This window comes from Pseudoalteromonas sp. SR43-5, assembly GCF_014163835.1.
GTDB classification, from domain to species: domain Bacteria; phylum Pseudomonadota; class Gammaproteobacteria; order Enterobacterales; family Alteromonadaceae; genus Pseudoalteromonas; species Pseudoalteromonas distincta.
Genome location: NZ_JACJEA010000001.1, coordinates 187,061 through 208,274, shown reverse-complemented (window position 1 = coordinate 208,274; position 21,214 = coordinate 187,061). Strand labels below are relative to the sequence as shown.

General features: G+C 35.8%; 14 protein-coding genes. All 14 read left to right on the top strand.

Translation table 11 applies throughout. From position 1 onward, the window contains the following. Positions 1-18: 18 nt before the first annotated feature. The 14 genes from rfbD (at position 19) to H5090_RS00930 (ending at position 21,213) form a co-directional block, all read left to right on the top strand. Positions 19-918 (top strand): dTDP-4-dehydrorhamnose reductase, encoded by a 900-nt coding sequence (gene rfbD, locus H5090_RS00995; RefSeq protein WP_182694768.1) that lies wholly within the window; start codon positions 19-21, stop codon positions 916-918. A gap of 1,025 nt (positions 919-1,943) precedes the next feature. Then, positions 1,944-3,029 carry a dTDP-glucose 4,6-dehydratase gene (rfbB, locus tag H5090_RS00990; protein WP_182694767.1) on the top strand — a complete coding sequence of 362 codons (1,086 nt, stop codon included), beginning with the start codon at positions 1,944-1,946 and terminating at the stop codon, positions 3,027-3,029. A gap of 15 nt (positions 3,030-3,044) precedes the next feature. Next, on the top strand, positions 3,045-6,473 hold the full coding sequence (locus H5090_RS00985) for a glycosyltransferase (protein WP_182694766.1): 3,429 nt from the start codon (positions 3,045-3,047) through the stop codon (positions 6,471-6,473). A 23-nt stretch (positions 6,474-6,496) separates the two neighbouring features. Next, positions 6,497-8,128 carry a sulfotransferase domain-containing protein gene (locus H5090_RS20980; protein WP_182694765.1) on the top strand — a complete coding sequence of 544 codons (1,632 nt, stop codon included), beginning with the start codon at positions 6,497-6,499 and terminating at the stop codon, positions 8,126-8,128. Between the two features lie 439 nt (positions 8,129-8,567). Further along, a complete protein-coding gene (locus tag H5090_RS00975; RefSeq protein ID WP_182694764.1) occupies positions 8,568-9,356 on the top strand; it encodes a sulfotransferase family 2 domain-containing protein in 789 nt (262 codons plus the stop codon). A gap of 146 nt (positions 9,357-9,502) precedes the next feature. Further along, a complete protein-coding gene (locus H5090_RS00970) occupies positions 9,503-10,570 on the top strand; it encodes an HAD family hydrolase (protein WP_259395016.1) in 1,068 nt (355 codons plus the stop codon). Then, positions 10,570-12,588 carry a rhamnan synthesis F family protein gene (locus H5090_RS00965; protein WP_182694763.1) on the top strand — a complete coding sequence of 673 codons (2,019 nt, stop codon included), beginning with the start codon at positions 10,570-10,572 and terminating at the stop codon, positions 12,586-12,588. The genes H5090_RS00970 and H5090_RS00965 overlap by 1 nt, the downstream gene beginning before the upstream one ends. An 8-nt stretch (positions 12,589-12,596) precedes the next feature. Then, a complete protein-coding gene (locus tag H5090_RS00960) occupies positions 12,597-13,445 on the top strand; it encodes a hypothetical protein (RefSeq protein WP_182694762.1) in 849 nt (282 codons plus the stop codon). Positions 13,446-13,449: 4 nt separating this feature from the next. Then, positions 13,450-14,625, top strand: a complete 1,176-nt coding sequence (locus tag H5090_RS00955; RefSeq protein WP_182694761.1) for a DUF563 domain-containing protein — start codon at positions 13,450-13,452, stop codon at positions 14,623-14,625. 46 nt (positions 14,626-14,671) lie between these two features. After that, a complete protein-coding gene (locus H5090_RS00950; protein ID WP_182694760.1) occupies positions 14,672-15,649 on the top strand; it encodes a hypothetical protein in 978 nt (325 codons plus the stop codon). 6 nt (positions 15,650-15,655) lie between these two features. Then, the gene (locus tag H5090_RS00945) at positions 15,656-16,900 is read left to right on the top strand and encodes a glycosyltransferase family 2 protein (RefSeq protein ID WP_182694759.1); all 1,245 of its coding nucleotides are present in this window, start codon (positions 15,656-15,658) and stop codon (positions 16,898-16,900) included. A 145-nt stretch (positions 16,901-17,045) separates the two neighbouring features. Next, entirely contained in the window at positions 17,046-18,404 is a 1,359-nt protein-coding gene (locus H5090_RS00940; protein ID WP_182694758.1) for a hypothetical protein, read from the top strand. Then, positions 18,405-20,177 carry a glycosyltransferase gene (locus H5090_RS00935; RefSeq protein WP_182694757.1) on the top strand — a complete coding sequence of 591 codons (1,773 nt, stop codon included), beginning with the start codon at positions 18,405-18,407 and terminating at the stop codon, positions 20,175-20,177. 130 nt (positions 20,178-20,307) lie between these two features. Next, positions 20,308-21,213: a glycosyltransferase gene (locus tag H5090_RS00930; protein ID WP_182694756.1), complete on the top strand. Its 906-nt coding sequence runs from the start codon at positions 20,308-20,310 to the stop codon at positions 21,211-21,213. Position 21,214: the final 1 nt, after the last annotated feature.

Below are 21,214 nucleotides of genomic sequence, written 5' to 3'. Positions count from 1 at the left end.
CCAAATTAAGTACTCATTATGAAAATATTAGTAACAGGTAAAAATGGTCAGCTAGGCTCAGAGTTACAAAAAACCTGCCCAAGCAATGTAGAGCTAATATGCTTTGGCTCAAAAGAGCTTGATATTAGTAATGCCGAACAGGTGAACGAGTTACTAATAACACACTCGCCAGATATAGTTATTAATGCTGCAGCTTATACGGCGGTTGATAAAGCCGAAACCGATACCGATACAGCCTATGCTGTAAATGAGCAAGGTGCAGCTAATTTAGCAAATGCATGTAAGAATATTGACGCAAAGCTTATACATATATCTACCGACTTTGTGTTTGATGGCACAAGCACTATGCCTTATACCGCAAGCGATGCAACAAATCCCTTGGGCGTTTATGGCGCATCTAAACTAGTTGGTGAGCAGGCTATTAATGAAATTTTAGGCTCGCAAGCAACTATAGTGCGTACCGCGTGGGTTTATTCTGTTTTTGGTAATAACTTTGTAAAAACAATGTTACGATTAATGGCAGAAAAAGAACAGTTAGGTATAGTAGGCGACCAAGTTGGTACGCCAACGTGGGCGGCAGGTTTGGCGAATATGCTATGGGCTTTAGTAGCTAAAGCAAGCAGTGAGCAAATTTTAAATACTGAAAATAAAGCAACTATTTTAAATTGGACCGATGCAGGCGTTGCCTCGTGGTACGACTTTGCAGTAGCAATACAAGAGCTTGCAATTGAGCAAGGGCTATTAACTAAATCAATACCTATTAGTGCAATACCAGCAGCAAGCTACCCAACACCAGCTAAACGCCCTGCATTTAGCGTGTTAAATAAAGCTCAGACTGAAGAAATAAGTGGCGTAAAAACAGTGCATTGGCGCGCACAACTAAAAGCAATGCTAACAGAGCTAAAACTTAACCAATAGGTTAATTTTATAGGTGAGGTTTTGTACCTCCCAATAAAGTGATTATTATCACCACAGAGAACACAGAGAAGTGAAGGAGAAAAGCTAATAACTTCTCCGTGTAGCGCGAAGCGTCTCGGTGTTCTCGGTGGTAAAATTATTTTTGTAGGTGAGGTTTTATACCTCGCTTATAGAGTAAGTAATTAAGACATTATCACCACCACCGAGAAGACAAAGAGAAGCGAAGGAGAAGAACTAATAACTTCTCCGTGCAGCGCGCAGCGCCTCGGTGCTCTCGGTGGTAAAAATGTTTTGTAGGTGAGGTTTTATACCTCGCTAATAAATAGATTAATCACCACAGAGAACACAGAGAACACAGAAAAGTGAAGGAGAAGATCTAATAACTTCTCTGTGTAGCGCGAAGCGCCTCTGTGCCCTCGGTGGTAAAATTGTTTTGGGCTAAAGCTCATAAAGTGATTAAGAGATTATTATCACCACAGAGGACACAGAGAAGTGAAAGAGAAGATCTAATAACTTCTCTGTGTAGCGCGAAGCGCCTCTGTGTTCTCGGTGGTAAAATTGCTTTGGGCTAAAACTCATAAAGTGATTAAGAGATTATTATTACCACCGAGAAGACAAAGAGAAGTAAAGGAGAAGAGCTAGTAACTTCTCCGTGAAGCGCGAATCGCTTCTGTGCCCTCGGTGGTAAAATTGTTTTGTAGGTGAGGTTTTATACCTCGCTCATAAAGTGATTAATCACCACAGAGAATACACAAAACAAAGAGAAGTGATTGCAGGCGCTTAGCTTGCTGGTGTTATTAAGCTTCTTGGTTATAAAAATATTTTGTAAGTGAGGTGTAAACCTCACTTTTTAGGCGAGTAAAGTAATTATTATTACTAAATAAAATACATAAAAGGTCAAAATAAATAACCTTTTATTACCTTACTATTTAGTAAACAACAATTTGTAGTCTTACGGCTTACAGCTTACGACTCGTAACGATGACATAAGGCGTATAGCCAAAATTTGTAAAATGGAATAACAGATGACAGTAAAAAATTTATTAGTAACCGGCGGTGCTGGCTTTATAGGTGCCAACTTTGTACATTACTGGTTAGCGCAAAACCCACAAGACAAAGTAATAGTGCTAGACGCACTTACTTATGCTGGTAACAAAGCCAATCTAGACAGTGTAGCAAACAACCCAAATATGACCTTTGTACACGGCGATATTTGCGATACAGCGTTAATCGAAAACCTAATCGACACTCATCAGTTAAACACCATAGTACACTTTGCAGCAGAGTCGCATGTAGATCGCTCAATAACAGGGCCAGACGCCTTTATTGAAACAAATATACTAGGTACATACAGCTTATTAAAAGCAGCTAAAAAAAAGTGGATAGACGAGCCTAAAGCAGCTGGTAACGAGCCTTTAGAACATCGCTTTCACCATGTAAGCACCGACGAAGTATACGGCACATTAAGCGCAACCGATCCTGCGTTTACTGAAGAAACAGCATATGCACCAAACTCACCATATTCTGCATCAAAAGCGGCAAGCGACCACTTAGTACGCGCATACCACCATACTTACGGGCTCGAGGTTACTACATCAAATTGCTCAAACAACTACGGGCCATTCCATTTTCCTGAAAAGCTAATACCGCTAATTGTTACTAATATTTTAAACGACAAGCCTTTACCTGTTTATGGCGATGGCCAACAAATACGTGATTGGTTATATGTAGAAGATCACGCACGCGGTATAGAGCTTGTACTTAAAAAAGGTCGTATTGGCGAAAACTATAACATTGGCGGCAATAACGAATGGGCCAATATAGATATAGTTAAATTGGTATGTAAAGTAATGGGCGAAAAGTTTGCTACAAACCCAGAGCTTGCAAAACGTTTCCCTAATGCTAAAGCTGCTATGGAAAATAACGTTGAACAATTAATAACATACGTTACAGACCGCGCTGGGCACGACCGCCGATATGCGATTGATGCAACTAAAACAAATAACGAGCTAGGTTATGTACCGGCAGAGAGCTTTGAAACAGGTTTTGCTAAAACACTTGACTGGTATTTAGATAACGAAGCTTGGTGGACACCACTTTTAGCTAGATGATAGGCGATAGCTTGAATGTACGATAAAATTATAGAAAAAATAAAAGAGTCAGGGCTTTTCGACGAAAAATATTATTTAGGTCGTTACGAAGACATACAACGTCGTAATAATGACCCCCTGAGACATTTTATTAGGCATGGGTATAAAGAAAATAGAAATCCAAATGCTTTTTTTGATACAAAATTTTACAGAGAAAAATATTTGGATGGTAATGATACTATAAATCCTCTTTATCATTACCTAACAAGTGTATCCGCCCTAATATGCAAAACTTCCGATTTTTTCGATGGTGCTTATTATCTTGACAAGTATCCTGATGTTTTGAAATCTGGAATGAACCCATTAGTACACTTTATTCTTTTTGGATATAACGAAGGGCGAGTTGGCGCCCCTACTAAGCTAAGTGAACATACCCAGTTTGAATCATCATTTATAGATTGTATAGCTGACGTTAGTAGTATAAAAATTAGTATAATTATACCTGTTTATAATGCTTTAGATGAAGTAAGAAGTTGTATTGATAGCGTAATAAAGAATACACCGTTGAGCAAAAACATAAATGTAATTGTACTTAACGACTGTAGTCCAGATAAAAATATCAAGCCAATGCTTAGTGAATATAAAAATATTCCCAATATTTCGATCAAGAATAACCTAACTAACTTAGGTTACACAAGAAATGTTAATAAGGGAGCAAAATTAGCTAAAGGGCGAGATATTATATTACTAAATAGCGATACAGTTGTAAGTCCAAACTGGATTAGAAATTTAGTTGTTGCAGCGTATAGTAAAAGTGATATTGGTACAGTTACCGCTGTATCAAATAATGCAGGTGCCTTTTCTGTGCCTAAGTCTGGAACCAATAATATCCCTGAGCATTTAAGTATAGAAGTGATTTCTAGGATAGTTAAAAATTCAGATGGCAACTATATTGACGTACCAACGGGAAATGGGTTTTGCTTATATATTAAGCGTGATCTAATTGATGATATAGGTACGTTTGATTATAAAAAGTTTCCTCGTGGCTATGGCGAAGAAAATGACTTCTGCATGCGAGCACTGGAAGCTGGTTGGGTCAATATTGTTGATACTAAAACTTATATCTATCATCAGCGTTCTGCTTCTTTTAAAGATTCAAAATACCAATTGATGGAAGATGGTATAAATCAGGTTAAAAAAGACTTTCCTGAATATAGTGGTGCAATTAAGGCTATTGGTGGTTCTGAGTTGTTTAAAAAGGCACGTATTTCCATAGCTAATAATTTAGAAAAGTATACTAAAGCCAGTTCAATTGCTAAGCCTAAAATTATGTTTGTGATTTCTACTCGGACTGGCGGTACTCCTCAAACTAATTTAGATTTAATGCAAAAGCTTTCAGAAATATATGATTGTTATGCTTTGGCTTCAAATTCAAAAAAAGTAGAGATCTTAAAAGCTGGAGCCGAAGGGTATGAAGTTGTTGAGAGCTATAATTTATCCCAACCTGTAAAATACTCTACACATCGTTCAGCAGAATATGAGTCATTGGTAAAGTATTTACTATTTAAATACAACATAGAGTTACTCCATATTAGGCATATTGCTTGGCACAGCTTAATGTTACCCAAAATAGCTAAGCAGCTTTTAATACCTGTAATTAAATCATTTCATGATTTTTATGCTATTTGCCCATCCGTTAATTTAATTGATGGAGAGGGGATATACCACCCAGATGGTGTAAGCTCAGAGTCGCCAAACCCTCTTTGGAAAGACGAAACCGTTACTCCGATGACTCCGTCAATGCTTGAACGTTGGCAGCAAAAAATGGATAAATCGCTAATAGCGTGCGACCACTATATTACGACTTGTAACAGTGCAAAAGATATATTATTAAGTAAGCTTGAGCTAATAAGCAAAAAAGATAGCTTTACAGTTATTCCACATGGCCGGGACTTTGAGAGCTTTATAGCTCCTGTTGATTACACCTCTATTGACGATAAGTTGAAAGTTTTAGTTCCTGGGAATATAGCGTTAGCTAAAGGTTCTGAGTTAATAAAGCGAGTTAAAAATTTAGATAAAGATAACTTAATTGAATTCCATATAATTGGAACTTGCACTGAGGATCTACTTCCTTTTGTAACATACCATGGTCGTTACGAAAGGAGTCAATTTCAAAAGCTAGTAGCTGAAATACAACCGCATATTTCAGCTGTTTTTTCTATTTGGCCTGAAACATACTGCCATACGCTTACTGAGAGCTGGGCAACGGGTATTCCTGTAATTGGGGTTGCTTATGGTGCTGTAGAAGAGCGTATAAGTAAGCATAAAGCAGGCTGGTTAATTGAGAATGACGCACAGCAATGCTTTACTCAATTACTTTCTATTAGAAAAAATACAGAAATATTAAAAGAAAAACAAAATGCTGTTTTAGAGTGGCAACAAGGTTATGGTGCGCAAAATACAGTGAGTAATATGACGGGTAAGTATATATCTATTTACCAATCAATACTTACTCCAATTGCACAGCAAACTAATCGTAAGCTTGGATTTATAATGAAAGGTCACTTTCCTGAAGTTCCACCTACAGCGTATGTAAGGCTTGTGGACTGGAAAGAAGAGTTTGAAAAAAGTTCAGGCTTAAAGGTTGAGTTTACAGGTTGGGATACTATTTTAACGAATGAGTTAAGTAAGTTTGATCATTTTATTATACAAAGAGATGCAATACCTAGCTATGCTGTTGATTGGTGTATTAATACGTTAAAAAAATACAACGTGCCTTACACATTTGAAATTGATGATAATTTATTGGATGTACCAGCAAGCGTTGATCCTGCCGGAGTTTATAATAAATACAGGCCATATCTAATCAAATTGCTAACAAATGCAAACGAGGTTCATGTTACTAATGACGCGCTTTTTGATGTATGTAAAAAATACAATAAAAATATAATTATTCGCCCTAATAAAGTTTTCCCTCATAGGTGGAAAAAGAGCTCGGCAGAAGAGCGTATAGATTTAGAGCTTATTAAATCGGATTTAAATGTTTTATATTTTGGATCAAAAACGCATCAAGAAGATCTAAATTTTTTAATAGAGTCATTATCTATTGCAAGGGAGTCAGGTAAGAATATTCAGCTGTATGTTGTGGGTTGTGGTGATAGCCTACCAAAACTTGAATATATACATCGTTTAACACCACCTAGTGCAAGGTATGACATCTTTGTTAACTGGCTATCAAGTATTGCCTATCAATTTAATGTAGGTGTAGCTCCACTTGTTGATGAAAAGTTTTCTGCGTGCAAAAGTAACCTAAAATGTCTTGAATTTAATTCATTAGAATTGCCTGTTATTAGTTCAAATGTGGAGCCTTATAGAGGGACAGTAGAGAAGCTTAGTAAAAGTGTTCACTTAGTTGATAATAAAACAAATTTATGGGCTAAAAAGTTAATACAATTGTTAGATTAAATTAGAATAATAAGGATTTATAAATGACTTTACCTAATACGTTAATTATCGGTGCCCAGAAAGGTGGATCAACTTGGCTTTACGATGTTTTAAAAGAGCATAATGAAGTTTTTATGCCTAAAAAAGTTGAGCTTTTACACTTTAGTAATTCAAAATGTAATGAAAGAGCGTTAATTGATAAGTATGAATCAGCATTCGAAAGTGTAAGTAGCGAGCACAAAATAATTGCAGAGAAAACCCCCTCTTATTTGTGGACTTACAGCGAGCAATCAGAAGAAGGTACTTTTACTCAAGGGCATAATAAAACTATCCCTAAAGATGCAAAAGCATTACTCGGTAATGACTTAAAGGTTGTTTGCTCATTAAGACATCCTGTTACCCGACTTATATCTGCTTTTTTTCATCATAGTGAAAGAGGCCGTATTACACTCAATTCATCATTTTCAGCATCTGCGAAAAAGTTTGGCATGGTTGATATGGGGTTTTACGCAAGACATTTGACTGAGTGGGAAAAAGAGTTACCACAAGATAAAATCTTAACTTTAATTATGGAAAGAGATATTATTGAGAGCCCTAACTTAGCCTGTGAGAAAATTTCAAGCTTTTTAGGTATTTCTCCTTTTACTGATAACCAAAATAGAAAAAAAAGTAATAAAGGGCTTGTTAAGTACTGGAACGATTTAGGTTTAAGGACCAATCTTGAGGATAGTCCATACATTACACGGGAAGAAATTCTAAACTTGTTAGAGTTATATCGCGAGGACATGGATGAATTACGAGTTCTGCTTAGTGATGAACTTGAAGAGTGGCGAGAAATAGATGAAGCGCTTTATGATTTTTGCTGTGAAAAAAAATCGTTGATACCAGAGAATCTAGAACATCTAGATAGTAGCAGTTTAAATTTTGGGAAAAGTAGTGTACATCAACTTCTACTAGAGTCAGGGGTTGATCTATCAGCGAATAGTGCAAAAGTGTCTTCATTACAATTAACAGTAGAACCGCCCGTAAGGCTTTCGAATGCAGTCTGTCTTCACAGTTCAACAGTGGGTGCCTTTACGTACTTTACTGATGGATATATTTACAATACTGATGTTGGTAGATATTGCTCTATAGCAAGGGGGGTAAATATTGGACAAGGCAATCACCCGATGAATTGGCTCTCAACTAGCCCTTTTCAGTATGAGGTTGGCTTTAAGTTTAAAACAGGCTCTCTCTTTTCACACCATAAGCTTTACAATGAAACTAAAGTACCAGAAAGTAACAGAAGAAAAGCCTTGGATGCGATTAGAAAACCTAAAACAATAATTGGTAATGATGTATGGGTTGGACACGGAGTTACAATTACAGCCGGTGTTAATATCGGGGATGGAGCTATTGTTGCAGCTGGTGCTGTAGTAACGAAAGATGTACCACCTTTTTCTATTGTAGCTGGTGTCCCAGCACAAGTTATTAAATTTAGATTCAGTGAAGACATTATAGATAAGCTGTTGAAACTAAAATGGTGGGAGTTCCCTTTGTGGCAGTTAACAACAGTTAACTTTGATGATATTGATGAGGCAATTAATCAACTCAGGTCTTTGAAAACATCCATGAGGATTATGCCTTATGAGCCCAGCTCAATCGTTTTCGGTAAGGTACATGAGCTTTTTAAATAGCCTAACACAAATAGTTCTAAATAAAATCATTGACAAAATTAATAGTTTTAATTGTAAGTCACCACTTACCCGTTAATTAAATTATTTAGAATGATTTCAGTTTTAGCTATAAATTTCATTTTACCTTAGTGAAATGCTTTTGTACTGCTCTGAAAACAAGTGATTAGGTTATTAATTATTTTGTTTAAGTTAGCAACTCATATTTGTTTACTAAATACTCATTAAATACCAAAATTAATTTTGATGATAATATGAAAATTGCCGAAGGGTGTTGTAGTACTGTTTATTTGGCCTTTCTAGCGCTATGATTTTGTCGCAACTCAATAAAATCGTAGCGTTTGGTATTATTGAAGCAGTGTGTTCGCGTGATTTATCTTGTATTAATTGAGCCAACCCCCTTAGTTTGAATGTTGTTGCATAATAAATAGTGAATAAATAAATGTTTAATTTTAGCTCGCAAAATTTTGTTAGTTTAAATCACAACGGACAACATCAGTTTGGTATGAACTACGCTATGCAGGTGTTTAATAGTAACGCTATTTATAGTTTCATTCCCAAAAATGGTTGTTCTACATTACGACTATCTGTAGCAATTGCTAATGGAACCATTGATGGTATTGAGCAGGGTAATTGGATACACCAAAATAACCAAACGTTTAAGCCTACTTTAAAAGAAGCAGCGACTGCACACTATAAATTTGTTGTATTACGCTGCCCATTTAGACGTTTAGCAAGTGTGTTTTTAGATAAGTTTGTAGCTAAAGAACCTGACGTTTGGCAGTACCGCGATTTACTAAAGCGTGAGGTTAACCTTGATGATTTAACTTTTGAGCAATTTGTTAAATCACTTGCTGTACCGCCTATGAAAGGCGCCAATATACATTGGAAACCACAAAGCTTATTTTTACTTTATAAAGAATACGATGACTACTTTGCACTTGAACATTTTGAAAAAGCGATAACTACACTAAAAGATAAAATAGATTTGGATGTAGTGGATGCTCGCAGTTTAACAGGGCACGGCACTGATAAATTTGAAATGCTAAATAATAGTGATTACAGTAAGACTTCTGCCTTTGACATTGCTGTTTTAAAGCGAGCAGGAAAATGTCCGAGCCACAAAGCGCTCTATAATGATGAATTAACCCAGCTGGTCAAAAAGCTCTACGCTGAGGATATTTCGCTTTATACAAAGCGTTGTAATCAGAGCGATCTTTTGTTCCCTTAATTATAAATTTAGTGGGTTGGCTAAAAGGTTTTTATATTAAAAAATGCCTCATGTATAAATATAAGAAGGCGTTAATAATATTTAAATGTTCTTTAGGATATTAAGCTTAATACGTATTTTATTCATCACAGGATGGTATTAATAAAATGGAAAGTTTTACAAAAAACCAAACATCAGCAGCGCGTTTTACAGCTTTTGGTTCAACCTTTATGGGGCCGACATTAAGTTTTTTTTCTCAACAGTTGGTTGAGAATACTACTCAAAATACACCTCTCTTTTTTTTAGCCAGAGAAGGTTACTGGCTAGAAAAAGCATTTAAACAGTACCTTTCAGGTAGTAATAAAAAGCAATATAGTTGTTATTTACTTGCCTCGCGCGCATTTTTATTTAAGTTACTCTTAGGCAACAGCCAAAGCTATGCATATTCACTCAAGGGCGATTTTAAAGGCTCCTTTTATGATTTAATGCGTACGCGCTTTTTATTAAGTAATAGTGAAATAGAAGATATTTTTAGTAACGAAATTAGCGGCCGCCATGTTGAATTAGCGGCCGATAAAAAAAGCATTATAGAAGTGTTAGCTAACCATAAAAAAGCGATTGATAAAGTAATAACCCCTACAAAGTGTGCTTATCTTACTTATTTAGAGGCTATGGGAGTAAATAAACAGTCAACACTCCACTTAGTGGATTTAGGTTACTCAGGTACTATTCAGGCGTTACTTTCTATATTGCTAAACAAAGATACCTATGGCCACTATTTAATAGCGTCGAAACCTGGTGAGTATAGTGTTGATGATAATAAAGTAACTATGCGTGGGTATTTAGAAGAAGGTGTTAAAATTGGTGAAGGTTACTTACCGCTCGACCGCTCAATGTTTTTAGAATCACTGTTAACTGCACCTAATGGCCAGTTTAGAGATATTAAATTTAATACTTTTGATCCGTCTAAATTCGATTTTTACTACGGGCGAAAAGTTGCATCACAGCGTTATTTTTATGAACTTGAGCAAGTAATGGCTGGTGCGCTTAATTATTGTTTTCATACTGGTAAACATCAATTAGCATTTACAAGCCATGAGTTAGAATTATTACTAAATAGCTATATGGGTAAACCAAATATGATCCCTAAATGCACGACGCACATTTTTGACATTGATGACGACGTTACAGGTAACGGTACCGTTAATGCCCTACAGTTTTTTGGTTTAGCATAATGATTAATAAAAAAACAATAAAAACACATATGCCTGTATTGTTTAACTTTGTAAAAAGTCAGCCGCAACTCCTTAAGTTAGCTCAGCGAGTTAATGCAAAATTACAGCACCGTGAGTATATAAAGTTAAATAATAATAAAAAAAGCTATAGCGATAAAGAAACGGCTTACTTACTTGAAAAAGCAAAAGCAGCAGGCTTTTTTGATTATGCTTGGTATAGCAATAAACAGCTTAGAACGTTTAGCTGTGAGCTTGAAGCTTTTGAAGATTATTTACACAAAGGTAATTTTAGCGGTGTAAACCCAAGCCCTAATTTTGATACAGAGCTCTATTATAAGTGCAATACGGACATTTACTTACAGGGCGAGCATGCGTTAGTGCATTACTTAAATCATGGACAGCAAGAAGGTCGCTTATCGCTTCCGGCTAATCAAAAGTGGTACCCAAAAGCAATAGAAAGTACAGCAGATGGTGAACCAACATCACTTAAATTAGCGATGTGTTTTCATGTGTTTTATGGCGAGTTTATTGATTACTACTGTGATGCTTTAGCTAAATTTACGCAGCCGGTCGATGTTTTTGTGAGTGTAGCTAGTGATGAGCTTGCTAAAAAAGCAATACACGATTTTAAAGCGTGTTCAAAGGTAAATAAGGTTGTAGTAAAGGTAGTGCCTAACCGTGGGCGAAACTTTGGCCCTATGCTTGTTGAGTTTGCAAGTGAGTTACAAAAGTACGATTTGTTTTGCCATATGCATTCTAAAAAGTCACTTTATTCTGGCCGAGCACAAACTCAATGGGCTGATTACCTAGGCGAGTACTTACTAAATGACCAGCACGTTATTAAGCAAGTGCTTAATCATTTTAACGATAATCCTAAAAGCGGCATATATTACCCCACTTCGTTTTGGATGATGCCTGATTGGGTAAACCACTGGCTTAAGAATAAACCTGCTGCACAAAAGTTTACTAAAGAGTGGAATATTGAATTAAAAGATGATTTTTTAGCTTACCCTGCCGGCGGTATGTTTTGGGCAAGGCCTGAGGCGCTAAAGCAGCTTTTAAATAAAGAATATAATTACGATGATTTCCCTGGTGAGCCTTTACCTAACGATGGCTCACAGCTGCATGCGCTTGAGCGTATGCTTGGGCTGCTTGTTGAAAAAAATGGCTACAAGCAGCTTTTTTACTACCCTAAAACTGGCCAGTTTACTCACGATACAAGCTATATTTTGGCGCAGTATATTAATACTGCCGAAGGGCTTAAAAATCAGCTGAATAATTTTGAGCATATAAGCTTTGACGTATTTGATACTTTAGTAAGGCGTGAATACCACGCGCCAGATTACGCTAAGTTGTTATTAGGTAAAGCGTTGGTTGAAAGTGGTATTGTAAGTAATGCGCATGAATTTGTTAAATCCCGTAATATCGCAGAGTTTGAGGTACGCAAAGCTAAAAACTTTATAGGTGATGTAAGTATTTTTGAAACGTACAGCTACTTAAGCGAGCAACTGGGCTGGAACAGTGAGCAAGCCCATAGTTATGCAGAGCAAGAGTTTGCTTATGACCTACACATGATTTTACCAAAAGATGAAATGGTTGATATTTTTAACGAGCTTATTTTAGCTGGCAAACAAGTAACAGTTGCATCAGATACCTATTATACAAAAGAACAAGTGGCACTTATGCTGGCTAAAGTAGGTATTAGTGTGGGCTTTGATTTACTGGTTTCGAGCGAAATCGGTAAACGCAAAGACGATGGCCAATTGTGGCAACATATAAAGCAAAGCCTACCCGAAGGGCAAAGTTTTATACATGTTGGCGACAATGCCGTGGCCGATGCACAAATACCAGGTGACTTTGGCTTACAAAATTTGCATATTCTTAATCCATTAGATAAATGGCATGCTGCAGGATGGGATAATCCATTTAGTGGTAGCAATGAATTAAACGAACAACATATTTTAAAATGGGGACCACTGATAAGTAGCTTTGGGCGCTTCCCGTTTTTAGGTGAATAGACAACTATATGAATATAAATTTAAATCAACCCAAAACAATAATATTTCACCCTGGTATAGGGAAAACAGCAACGAGTGCAATTCAAAATATTGGCTTTAAACTTTCTACTGATAACAATTTACAAGCATGCTTTTCGCCATTTGGTTTATTTGGTGGCGCGAGCAACTACTTTGCTTCTAACCACCCTGGTTTTTCGCTTGAGAATTACCAACAAAATTGGAAATCACTTTTAAGTTTTGCTAAAAGCAGAGACAGTAGTACGGTTGTATCTAGTGAGTTTTTAATTAGGGATAACCCGCAGCATATTGCAAATATGCTTAATGAGGCAAAAAGCGAAGGTATTGAAGTAAAAGTTATAGTTGCGGTGAGAAATTACACTGATTACTTAATTTCTGCTTTTTTACAAGCCGTTAAAGTCAATTGGGGTATTCCTGACAACGAAGATATGTTTAAGTTTTGCGAAAGAGAGTTGGCCCAAATAAGAATGCCATTATTAGTTGATAATTGGGCAAAACACATTGGCGATGAGAATGTATTTTTGATGGATTACGATAAAGATAAGCAAAATTTTGTAAGTCTATTTTTTAAAGTTATTGGCCTTAACATTGACGCTAGCAATAGCCTACAGAGTAAGGTTAATGAATCCATTCGGCTAGAAATTGCGCCTATGCTGCGACACTTTGACCGTGTAAGTAGCAATAAACAGCAGCGAGAAGAGCTTATAAAGTACCTAAATTCTTTAGACTACAAAGAGCAGCATGCTAAAAACGTAAAACAACGCATAGAAACTAAAGTGGTACGAAATGCTTTTACACACGATAAAGAGCGCCTTACAGCAAGGTATACGTGGATCTAAACCTATGAAAAACGATTATTGGGATCCTGTAAAAAAACGTATAAGCACACGGTTAGATTATAGCTTAGCGCTGAAAAATCATATTAACTTTATATGCGGAAGCGATATCTCTGAAACGCGTTTATATAACTCGCAGTTTACTAAATTTTCTCCAACTTACTGTATTGAAGAGAATCCACTTTTTTTACCCTACAAAGAAACACACCATATTCCTAAAAGCTATTTTTTTGAACACTGGGCTTATGACAAACATTTAAACCCAATTTTAATAGCTGACCATTACAAACCAGTATTAAAAGGCTACAAAGACCATTCTGAGTTGCCTGTTTATCCTTTCAAGGCCGTTTTTCCTAGTGAGCATATGAAAGGTAACTATTACTACATGGGCATGCTAAACCCTCATTATGGGCATTTTATTCAGGAGGGAGTCACGCGTTTTTGGCTTGCATTAAAAAAGCCTAGCTTAGTAAATAAAAATACTAAATTTGTATACCACGTATTTGAAAATTTTAATGAGCAGCAAAAAAATGCTTTTTTGAACTCTAATATGATGCAGTATTTAGCCGTGTTAGGTATAAACAGCGACAATATTGTTTTTATTAAAAAGCCAACAACGTTTGAGCATATAATTATTCCTGAGTCAGGTATTTCTATTAGTGATGGCAACTGCTACCTGACTGATGAAGCTCGTTTAGTTTGGTTACATTTAAATAAAATGATGGCAGGTTACGAGAATAAAAATAGCATTGTTAGTAGCAAGCGAGTTTACTTGAGTCGACGTGCGGTAAAAGCGCCGATACAAGGCCGAATACTACTGAATGAGGATGAAGTTGAGTCTTACTTTCGCTCAATAGGGTTTGAAATTATAGTGCCCGAGGATCTTTCTCAAATTGATATGCAGAAGGCACTTTCAACCACCAATTTTATTGCTGGTAGTCCTGGCTCTGGTTTGCAAAATTCCTTTTTTATACCCAACCCTGCAAAAACTTTAGGCATTACTTGTTTACCGATTATGAAAATAAACCCTGGTATTAACCATCAAGTTAATACAGATTTAATATGTGGGCATAAAACATATGGCTACAACACTTCAACTAATAATATATTTCAAAAAAATAACTCCATTGAATGGAAAGTCTCTATTAATAATTTAGATAAATGCTTAGCGACTGTTTTATAGTATTTAATTTTTACGAATATAATTTATCGTTGCCGGAGACCAAACAATGCGAGAGTTAACGTTACATATTGGGGCGCACAAAACCGGTACATCGACAGTTCAAAACTGGATGTACAATAATCAGCGCTTTTTAAAAAAAAATAGTGTGACTCCATTTTTTATTGAAAATGGTAAAAGTGCAGTTCAAGTAAACCAAACTTATTATTTTGATCATTCAAAAATTAAGAATGGATCTGTTTTTATAAAAGAGCAGCTGGCTATAAATTTAAAAAAGTGCACCGGTAAACGTGTTGTAATGTCCTCAGAATGTTTTTCATGGATACATGATAAAGAGCAATTAGAGCAGTTTAAAGCCTCTTTGGGCGCGCACTTTTCTTCTATAAAAATCCTTATTTATATTAGGCGACAAGACCGACAAGCTTTGTCGCACTATCAGCAAAGAGCTAAGAGCTGGGAAGCAGAAGGGCATTATTTTAAAGGCGACAATAAAGCATTTCCTAGTTTAGACAAAAATGCTAATTCGTATTTAAATTACTATGATCATTTTGCCATGTGGGGAGATGTTTTTGGTGATGAAAATATTACCTTTAAGGTATTTGATAGGCTAGAGCTAAAAAATAATTGTGTAGTGAGTGACTTTCTTGATTTTTTAAAAGTTCCATTTTCTCAAAACGATATAAATGTGAATGACGCTAATGTAAGTTTGGGTATATTACATGTAAAAGTCGCTCACATTTTGCGCTCTATGGGTGTTAAGCGTAATGATGCTATTTTTCAAAAAATAATTAATGAACTAGGTGACTCATACGTGATGCGCCCTGCGCGCAGTACGGCTATCGATTTTTATTCTAATTTTAGAGCCTCTAATGTTGCGCTTAACCAACGGTTTAAAATAAGTAGTGAAAATGAAAGTATATTTTCAGAGTCTTTTGACTTTTATAACGAGAAAGCTTCTGATGAGTGGAATGAGGATTTAGCTAATCACGCTATAAAAACTATAATTAAAGTAATATTAGATAAGTGAGCCATTATGAGTTTAAAAAAAGTCTCATCACTTTTTAAAAATACGCAACAAGAGGCTGCTATATGCAAAGATGTTGCTGTTATCGCTGTTATCAAAGATGAATCGGCCTATATTCATGAGTGGGTACACCATTATCAGTATTTCGGTTTTAAAAAAATTTATTTAGCTATAAATCGTACTACAGACAAAACTATAGAGGTTTTGGATCTAATATGTTCAAAATATGACAATGTAGAATACTTTATTACTGACTGGATAGATAAAGACGCTGATAAAACCGGGATAAACCCAAATATGCAACGGCTATCTTTTAGTTTTTTAGCAAATGAGGCATTTAAAGACCCAAGTATTACTCATTGTTTAAGTGTGGATGCTGATGAGTTTTTTTATCCTACTTGCTTTAAAAAGGATATAAAACAGTTTGTTAACTCTTTTGATTTTGCTAGTAAATTGTCAATTCACTGGGCTTGTCAGGAGGTTGATGAAGAGGAGTTTTCAGCTCCTTTTGTTAACAAGGGCTATTATGTTACTCCCCAAGTAAAAACTATCATAACCCGGTGTACTTATGAAAATATGAGGAAGTTTACATTACATGTTCCTCTGCTTAGAGCTAACTATAATGCCTCTCATATAGATGCTAGTGGAGATACCTTTGAAAAAGGTAAGCATAGAGAATTAGCTGCACCAAGCTTTAACATTAATCAAAATGCCTTCATACTTCACCGAATGGTTCGTTCTGAGTGTGAATATTTAGCGTTATTACTAAGGCAAAACCCTGAATCGACTTCGAGGGTTAAGAAAAACAGAGATGGCATAACTAAAAAGGCTAAATTATCATATCTTGATGTTCCTGAGTCACACCTAAAAAGCTACCATGATAGTTTGGATGAGTTTATAAAGTATTGTAATTTAGCTGGTATGCTAAATAAAATACGTGAAGACGTAAAAATTAGTGCTTTAGAAATTCTTGATATAACTGATGAGGAGTTATTAAAGGATGTGGATACTTATTATAAAGTTCTTAAAGGGACTTCGATTTTTTCCTCATTCCATAAAAGAATCAAGAGTATTGATTATCTAAATATAATCGATGAGCCTTTGATAAATAAATTTAGAGATATTGCAATATCCTTTGAGGGTGTTGACCTTAATGTATCCTTAGAACTTATGAGAATAGCATCTAGGTTTAGACCTGGTGGTAACCTGATTGCTCATAAAGTATCTCAGTATGAAGCACAAATTATTAATTAATTTAAATGCATTAATTTATATTTGCATAATTTTTAGTTAAGTGGCTAAGCAATACTTAGAGAGTTGCAGGCTTTATACAAAACAAGTTAGTACATAATTAAGTGGTAATTGAAAGCACAGCTAAGTTACTACTTGGAATTTATTGATGACAATTAAAGTAATTATACATATAGGACCTCCTAAAACAGGTACGTCAGCAATACAGTTTTCATTACAACGAGACTCAAAACGGTTAGCTGAAAATGGCATTTATTACCCAAAGCATACCACTGATATAAATGGAATTAGCTCTGGAAATTTAAATAGTATTTATGAGAACACGTCAAGTGGTCGTGTAGTGAGCAATGCTAAGGTAGTGACCCTTTTGGCTGAGTGTAAAAAGCGTGGTTTGCATACATTGTTATTAAGCTCTGAGTTTTTTTTTGAAAGGGTTAGTGATATTACAGAGGTACTACCTGATGCACATTTTATTGCCTATATTCGAAATCCTTTAGATAGCTTTGAATCTTTGTATAATCAATCGGTAAAGCGCCATCATAAAGTAAACCCCATTAAAGCTCTTTCTAAGTTGCCACAACTTTACTTAAATAAACTAGATGAGCTAGTAAGTAAATTTGGGGTAGGTCGGTTTATACTTCGTTCATATAGTAATAAGGCATTTGTTGGCGGAAATATTATTAATGATTTTTATAGTATTTTAAATATTGAGCCACCCATAATGGGAAAAGCTAATATTAATACCTCGTACTCTTTTGAGGCACTTGAGTTTAAACGCTGGATCAATCAGTTTTGCTCACCTAGCTTAGCTTTGAAAGCAGATAAGATTTTGCAAAATTTTAAAAGCACCTCAAATAACTTTTCGCTGATAGAGCCTGATAACTACGAGTTATACCGAGTCGATGCTTACAATGCTTTAGAAAAATTTTGCTCAAACTACGGTGTGTATGGCTCCGAAAGCTTATTAAAGGAAGTGAGCTCAACTGATCAAAAAGACTATAGAGAGCAAAATTTAGATGTACCAGAGTTTACTAAAGTGGCTGAGTATATTAACAATCAAGCGCCTGAGGTATATAAGTCTATTTGCTATGCACTTTATCTTTCAAGTTATCAGCCCTGTTTTAATGACGAGTATGGGCAAGTTTTTATTAGGAAGTATAAGCTTTCTGAAGTATCGGATAAATATATGTTCAAAACGAAGTCTTTAAATTTTATAAAGCGTTTATTTGGTAAAGCTATAGAGCCTGAACAACTACCAATTAATCAATCTGCACCTGATGATATAAATAGATTGAGGCTCAAACTTGGTTTAGCTAAGTCTATTTCTGATGTTGATATTCTAAAGGAATTAGCGTTTATAGCAGAGACGAACAAAGACATAGGTTTAGCATATTTATTTATGAAAAGGGCTCAGAGGTTAAGGCCCAACGGTCCTTTAATTAATAGTAAGATAAAAATTTATGAGCGTGAAATTGATAGCTCTACAGTTAAGCGTGATGATTTCTAGGTGCAGTTAATTAGAAAAACATCAGTAAAAATACTCAAAGGTCTTTTAAGTATTTTGCCTCAGAGCTTTGTTGATAAAGTAAAGCAGAATCCAAAGCTGGTGGCTGCGTATAGTCGTAACTTGCATAAAAGTGGTTTGTTATATCAGCTACAAACACTTGATGAGCTTAAGCGCTCTTACGATGACTATATTAACGAGCACAATTGCTACCTTGCTAGGCAAGTTAAGCACTTTGCAGAAGTCACCAATAGTGATTGTTCGTTAATTGTATGCGTTGCCGATTATAGCCCTAGTAAGTTATTGGCTACGTTTAATAGTATTAATGAGCAGCATGCCGCATTTTTAAATGTAGTTGTATATTGTAAGGTAAATAATCGAGTTGAAATAAATGAATTTTTAGCGCTAAACAGCGTTTTAAATTTTAGAGTTGTTACAAGCTTAAGCGCTGAATGCTTACCCCAAGAGGTGGTTAATACCCCATGCTTTTTTGTTAACGCTGGTGATGTATTACACCCGTATTTAGGATTTGTGTTAGCAACCGAGTTATCAAGCTCAGCTAAGCTTGCTTATGTTGATACCGACTCTTTAAACGCAAAGGATATAAAAAGAGAGTTTGCCGATTTTAAACCCAGTTGGAATCCTGACTTACAGCTAACGAATGGCTATGTTAGCTCGGGTATTTGGGTTAAAAACTTAAGTGACTTTAATGTTATAAAGCTACCCCTTAACGAATTTATGTTAAGTGTATTTATGTGTACTAGCTATATAAACAACCCTAACATAAATGTTGAGCATATAGCTCAAGTGTTGCTTTCTCGCCCATCCAACTTACCTAAATTTAGTAATGCTACACATCAATTAAGTGCTTTATATGCGCCATTTGCGAGTGTCATCCCCTCTAATTTACCCAGTGTATATTTACGGTGGCATCTAAATACACAGCCGCTGGTGTCAATAATTATACCTACGCGTAACGGCTTGGATCTGGTAAAAGCGTGTGTTGAGTCAATATTAAGTAAAACAACTTATAGCAATTATGAAATATTACTTATTGATAATGGCTCTGATGACCCAAAATGCCTTAAATATTTTAATGAGTTAAGCAAGCATTCAAAAATTAAGGTGTTTAATTACGCCGCCGAATTTAATTACTCGGCTATAAATAATTTTGCAGCTAAAAAAGCCTCGGGCGAGGTATTGGCATTAGTAAATAACGATATTGAAGTTATTGAACCTGATTGGCTGTTAAACATGGTTAGCCATGTTATGCGAGATGATATAGGTTGTGTGGGTGCAAAGCTTTTGTATTCAGATAATCGTATTCAGCACGCGGGAGTTGTATTGGGCTATGGTGGCGGTGCAGGGCATGGGCATAAGTACTTTCCTGATGATCATTTTGGTTATATGAATCGCTTAGTTGCTACTCAAAATTATAGTGCGGTAACTGCTGCGTGTTTACTTATAAAAGCAGATGATTTCTGGGCCGTTGGGGGCCTTAACGCTGAGAAGTTGGCCATTGCGTTTAACGATGTTGATTTATGTTTAAAAGTACTGCAGTTAGGTAGACGAAACTTATACTGTGCAGAAGCTATTTTGTACCATCATGAGTCTGTATCGCGCGGGCACGAAGATACGCCTGAAAAAGTGCGGCGCTTTAATGCTGAGCTTAATTATTTGCAAACTACGTGGTGTGATTTTATTGCTAACGACCCTGCATATAATCCTAATTTAACCCGTAGACGTGAAAACTTTGCGATTAAGCCTTTTAGGTAGTTAATAAAAAGTAAAACTAGCGTTATTATTCGTTATGTTTTTTTGTGTGCTTAATTAAAGTAAGCTAGAATTGCTTCTAGTTTGTAAATGACTGTTTGTTTGAGTTGTTTTATCTTTTTATAGAGAGAGTATGATCCCAATTTCGGCAACTAATAATCAGTTTATATTGCAGTCTACTTATCCAATTGCAAGTAGCGTAAGTGTTGTTTGTGGTATGTCTGTTTATATCAACGACCGGCTAGAGTGGGTAAAACAAGCAGTTGAGAGTGTTTTAAACCAAACTTTACCTGCTGATTTATTTATGATCGTGCTCGATGGTGAAGTAGCAGACGATATTGCTATTTACTTAACTAAAATAGAAAAACAACACCCAAATTTAGCGCTAGTGCATGGCCTAAAAAATAAAGGGTTAAGCACATGCATGAACTACATTATCGACTCAACCTTACCACTAAATCCAGAATACTTTTTTAGAATGGATGCCGATGATATTTGCGTACCTCACCGTTTTGAAAAACAAGTTACTTTACTAAATAAGCATCATGATGTTGATGTGCTTGGCTCTGCTTTGTGGGAAGTAGACGAACAAGGTAACAGAGCTGGTATACGTAGGTTACCCCTTACTCATTCTAAATTAATTTGCGCTTTTTCGCGTCGTTGCCCTATAAACCATCCTACGGTTGCTATTAGGTATAGTGTATTTGCACGTGGGCATAGGTATTTAACTAATATGCTTAACACTCAAGACTATTTTTTATGGATAGCACTGGCAAAAGATGGCTGCAAATTTGCGAATGTAAAAGAGCCACTACTTCATTTTAGGCGCATAAATGGTTTTTATAAGCGCCGTGGTAGAGGTAAGTCGGTAAATGAATTTAAAGCTAGGCTTTTAGCTATGGATTCCCTTAAGCAAAAGTCGTTACAAAATTATTGTTATGCGTTATTTGTATTAGTATTACGAATGATGCCTTCATGGATTATAAAAGTTGCATATAAAGCCGACCGCTTTATATTGGGCTTAAATAAACACAATTAAT

Excerpts from the sequence above, each read along its gene's own strand:
- rfbD (WP_182694768.1), top strand. The coding sequence starts at position 19 with ATGAAAATATTAGTAACAGGTAAAAATGGTCAGCTAGGCTCAGAGTTA.
- rfbB (WP_182694767.1), top strand. The coding sequence starts at position 1,944 with ATGACAGTAAAAAATTTATTAGTAACCGGCGGTGCTGGCTTTATAGGT.
- H5090_RS00985 (WP_182694766.1), top strand. The coding sequence starts at position 3,045 with ATGTACGATAAAATTATAGAAAAAATAAAAGAGTCAGGGCTTTTCGAC.
- H5090_RS20980 (WP_182694765.1), top strand. The coding sequence starts at position 6,497 with ATGACTTTACCTAATACGTTAATTATCGGTGCCCAGAAAGGTGGATCA.
- H5090_RS00975 (WP_182694764.1), top strand. The coding sequence starts at position 8,568 with ATGTTTAATTTTAGCTCGCAAAATTTTGTTAGTTTAAATCACAACGGA.
- H5090_RS00970 (WP_259395016.1), top strand. The coding sequence starts at position 9,503 with ATGGAAAGTTTTACAAAAAACCAAACATCAGCAGCGCGTTTTACAGCT.
- H5090_RS00965 (WP_182694763.1), top strand. The coding sequence starts at position 10,570 with ATGATTAATAAAAAAACAATAAAAACACATATGCCTGTATTGTTTAAC.
- H5090_RS00960 (WP_182694762.1), top strand. The coding sequence starts at position 12,597 with ATGAATATAAATTTAAATCAACCCAAAACAATAATATTTCACCCTGGT.
- H5090_RS00955 (WP_182694761.1), top strand. The coding sequence starts at position 13,450 with ATGAAAAACGATTATTGGGATCCTGTAAAAAAACGTATAAGCACACGG.
- H5090_RS00950 (WP_182694760.1), top strand. The coding sequence starts at position 14,672 with ATGCGAGAGTTAACGTTACATATTGGGGCGCACAAAACCGGTACATCG.
- H5090_RS00945 (WP_182694759.1), top strand. The coding sequence starts at position 15,656 with ATGAGTTTAAAAAAAGTCTCATCACTTTTTAAAAATACGCAACAAGAG.
- H5090_RS00940 (WP_182694758.1), top strand. The coding sequence starts at position 17,046 with ATGACAATTAAAGTAATTATACATATAGGACCTCCTAAAACAGGTACG.
- H5090_RS00930 (WP_182694756.1), top strand. The coding sequence starts at position 20,308 with ATGATCCCAATTTCGGCAACTAATAATCAGTTTATATTGCAGTCTACT.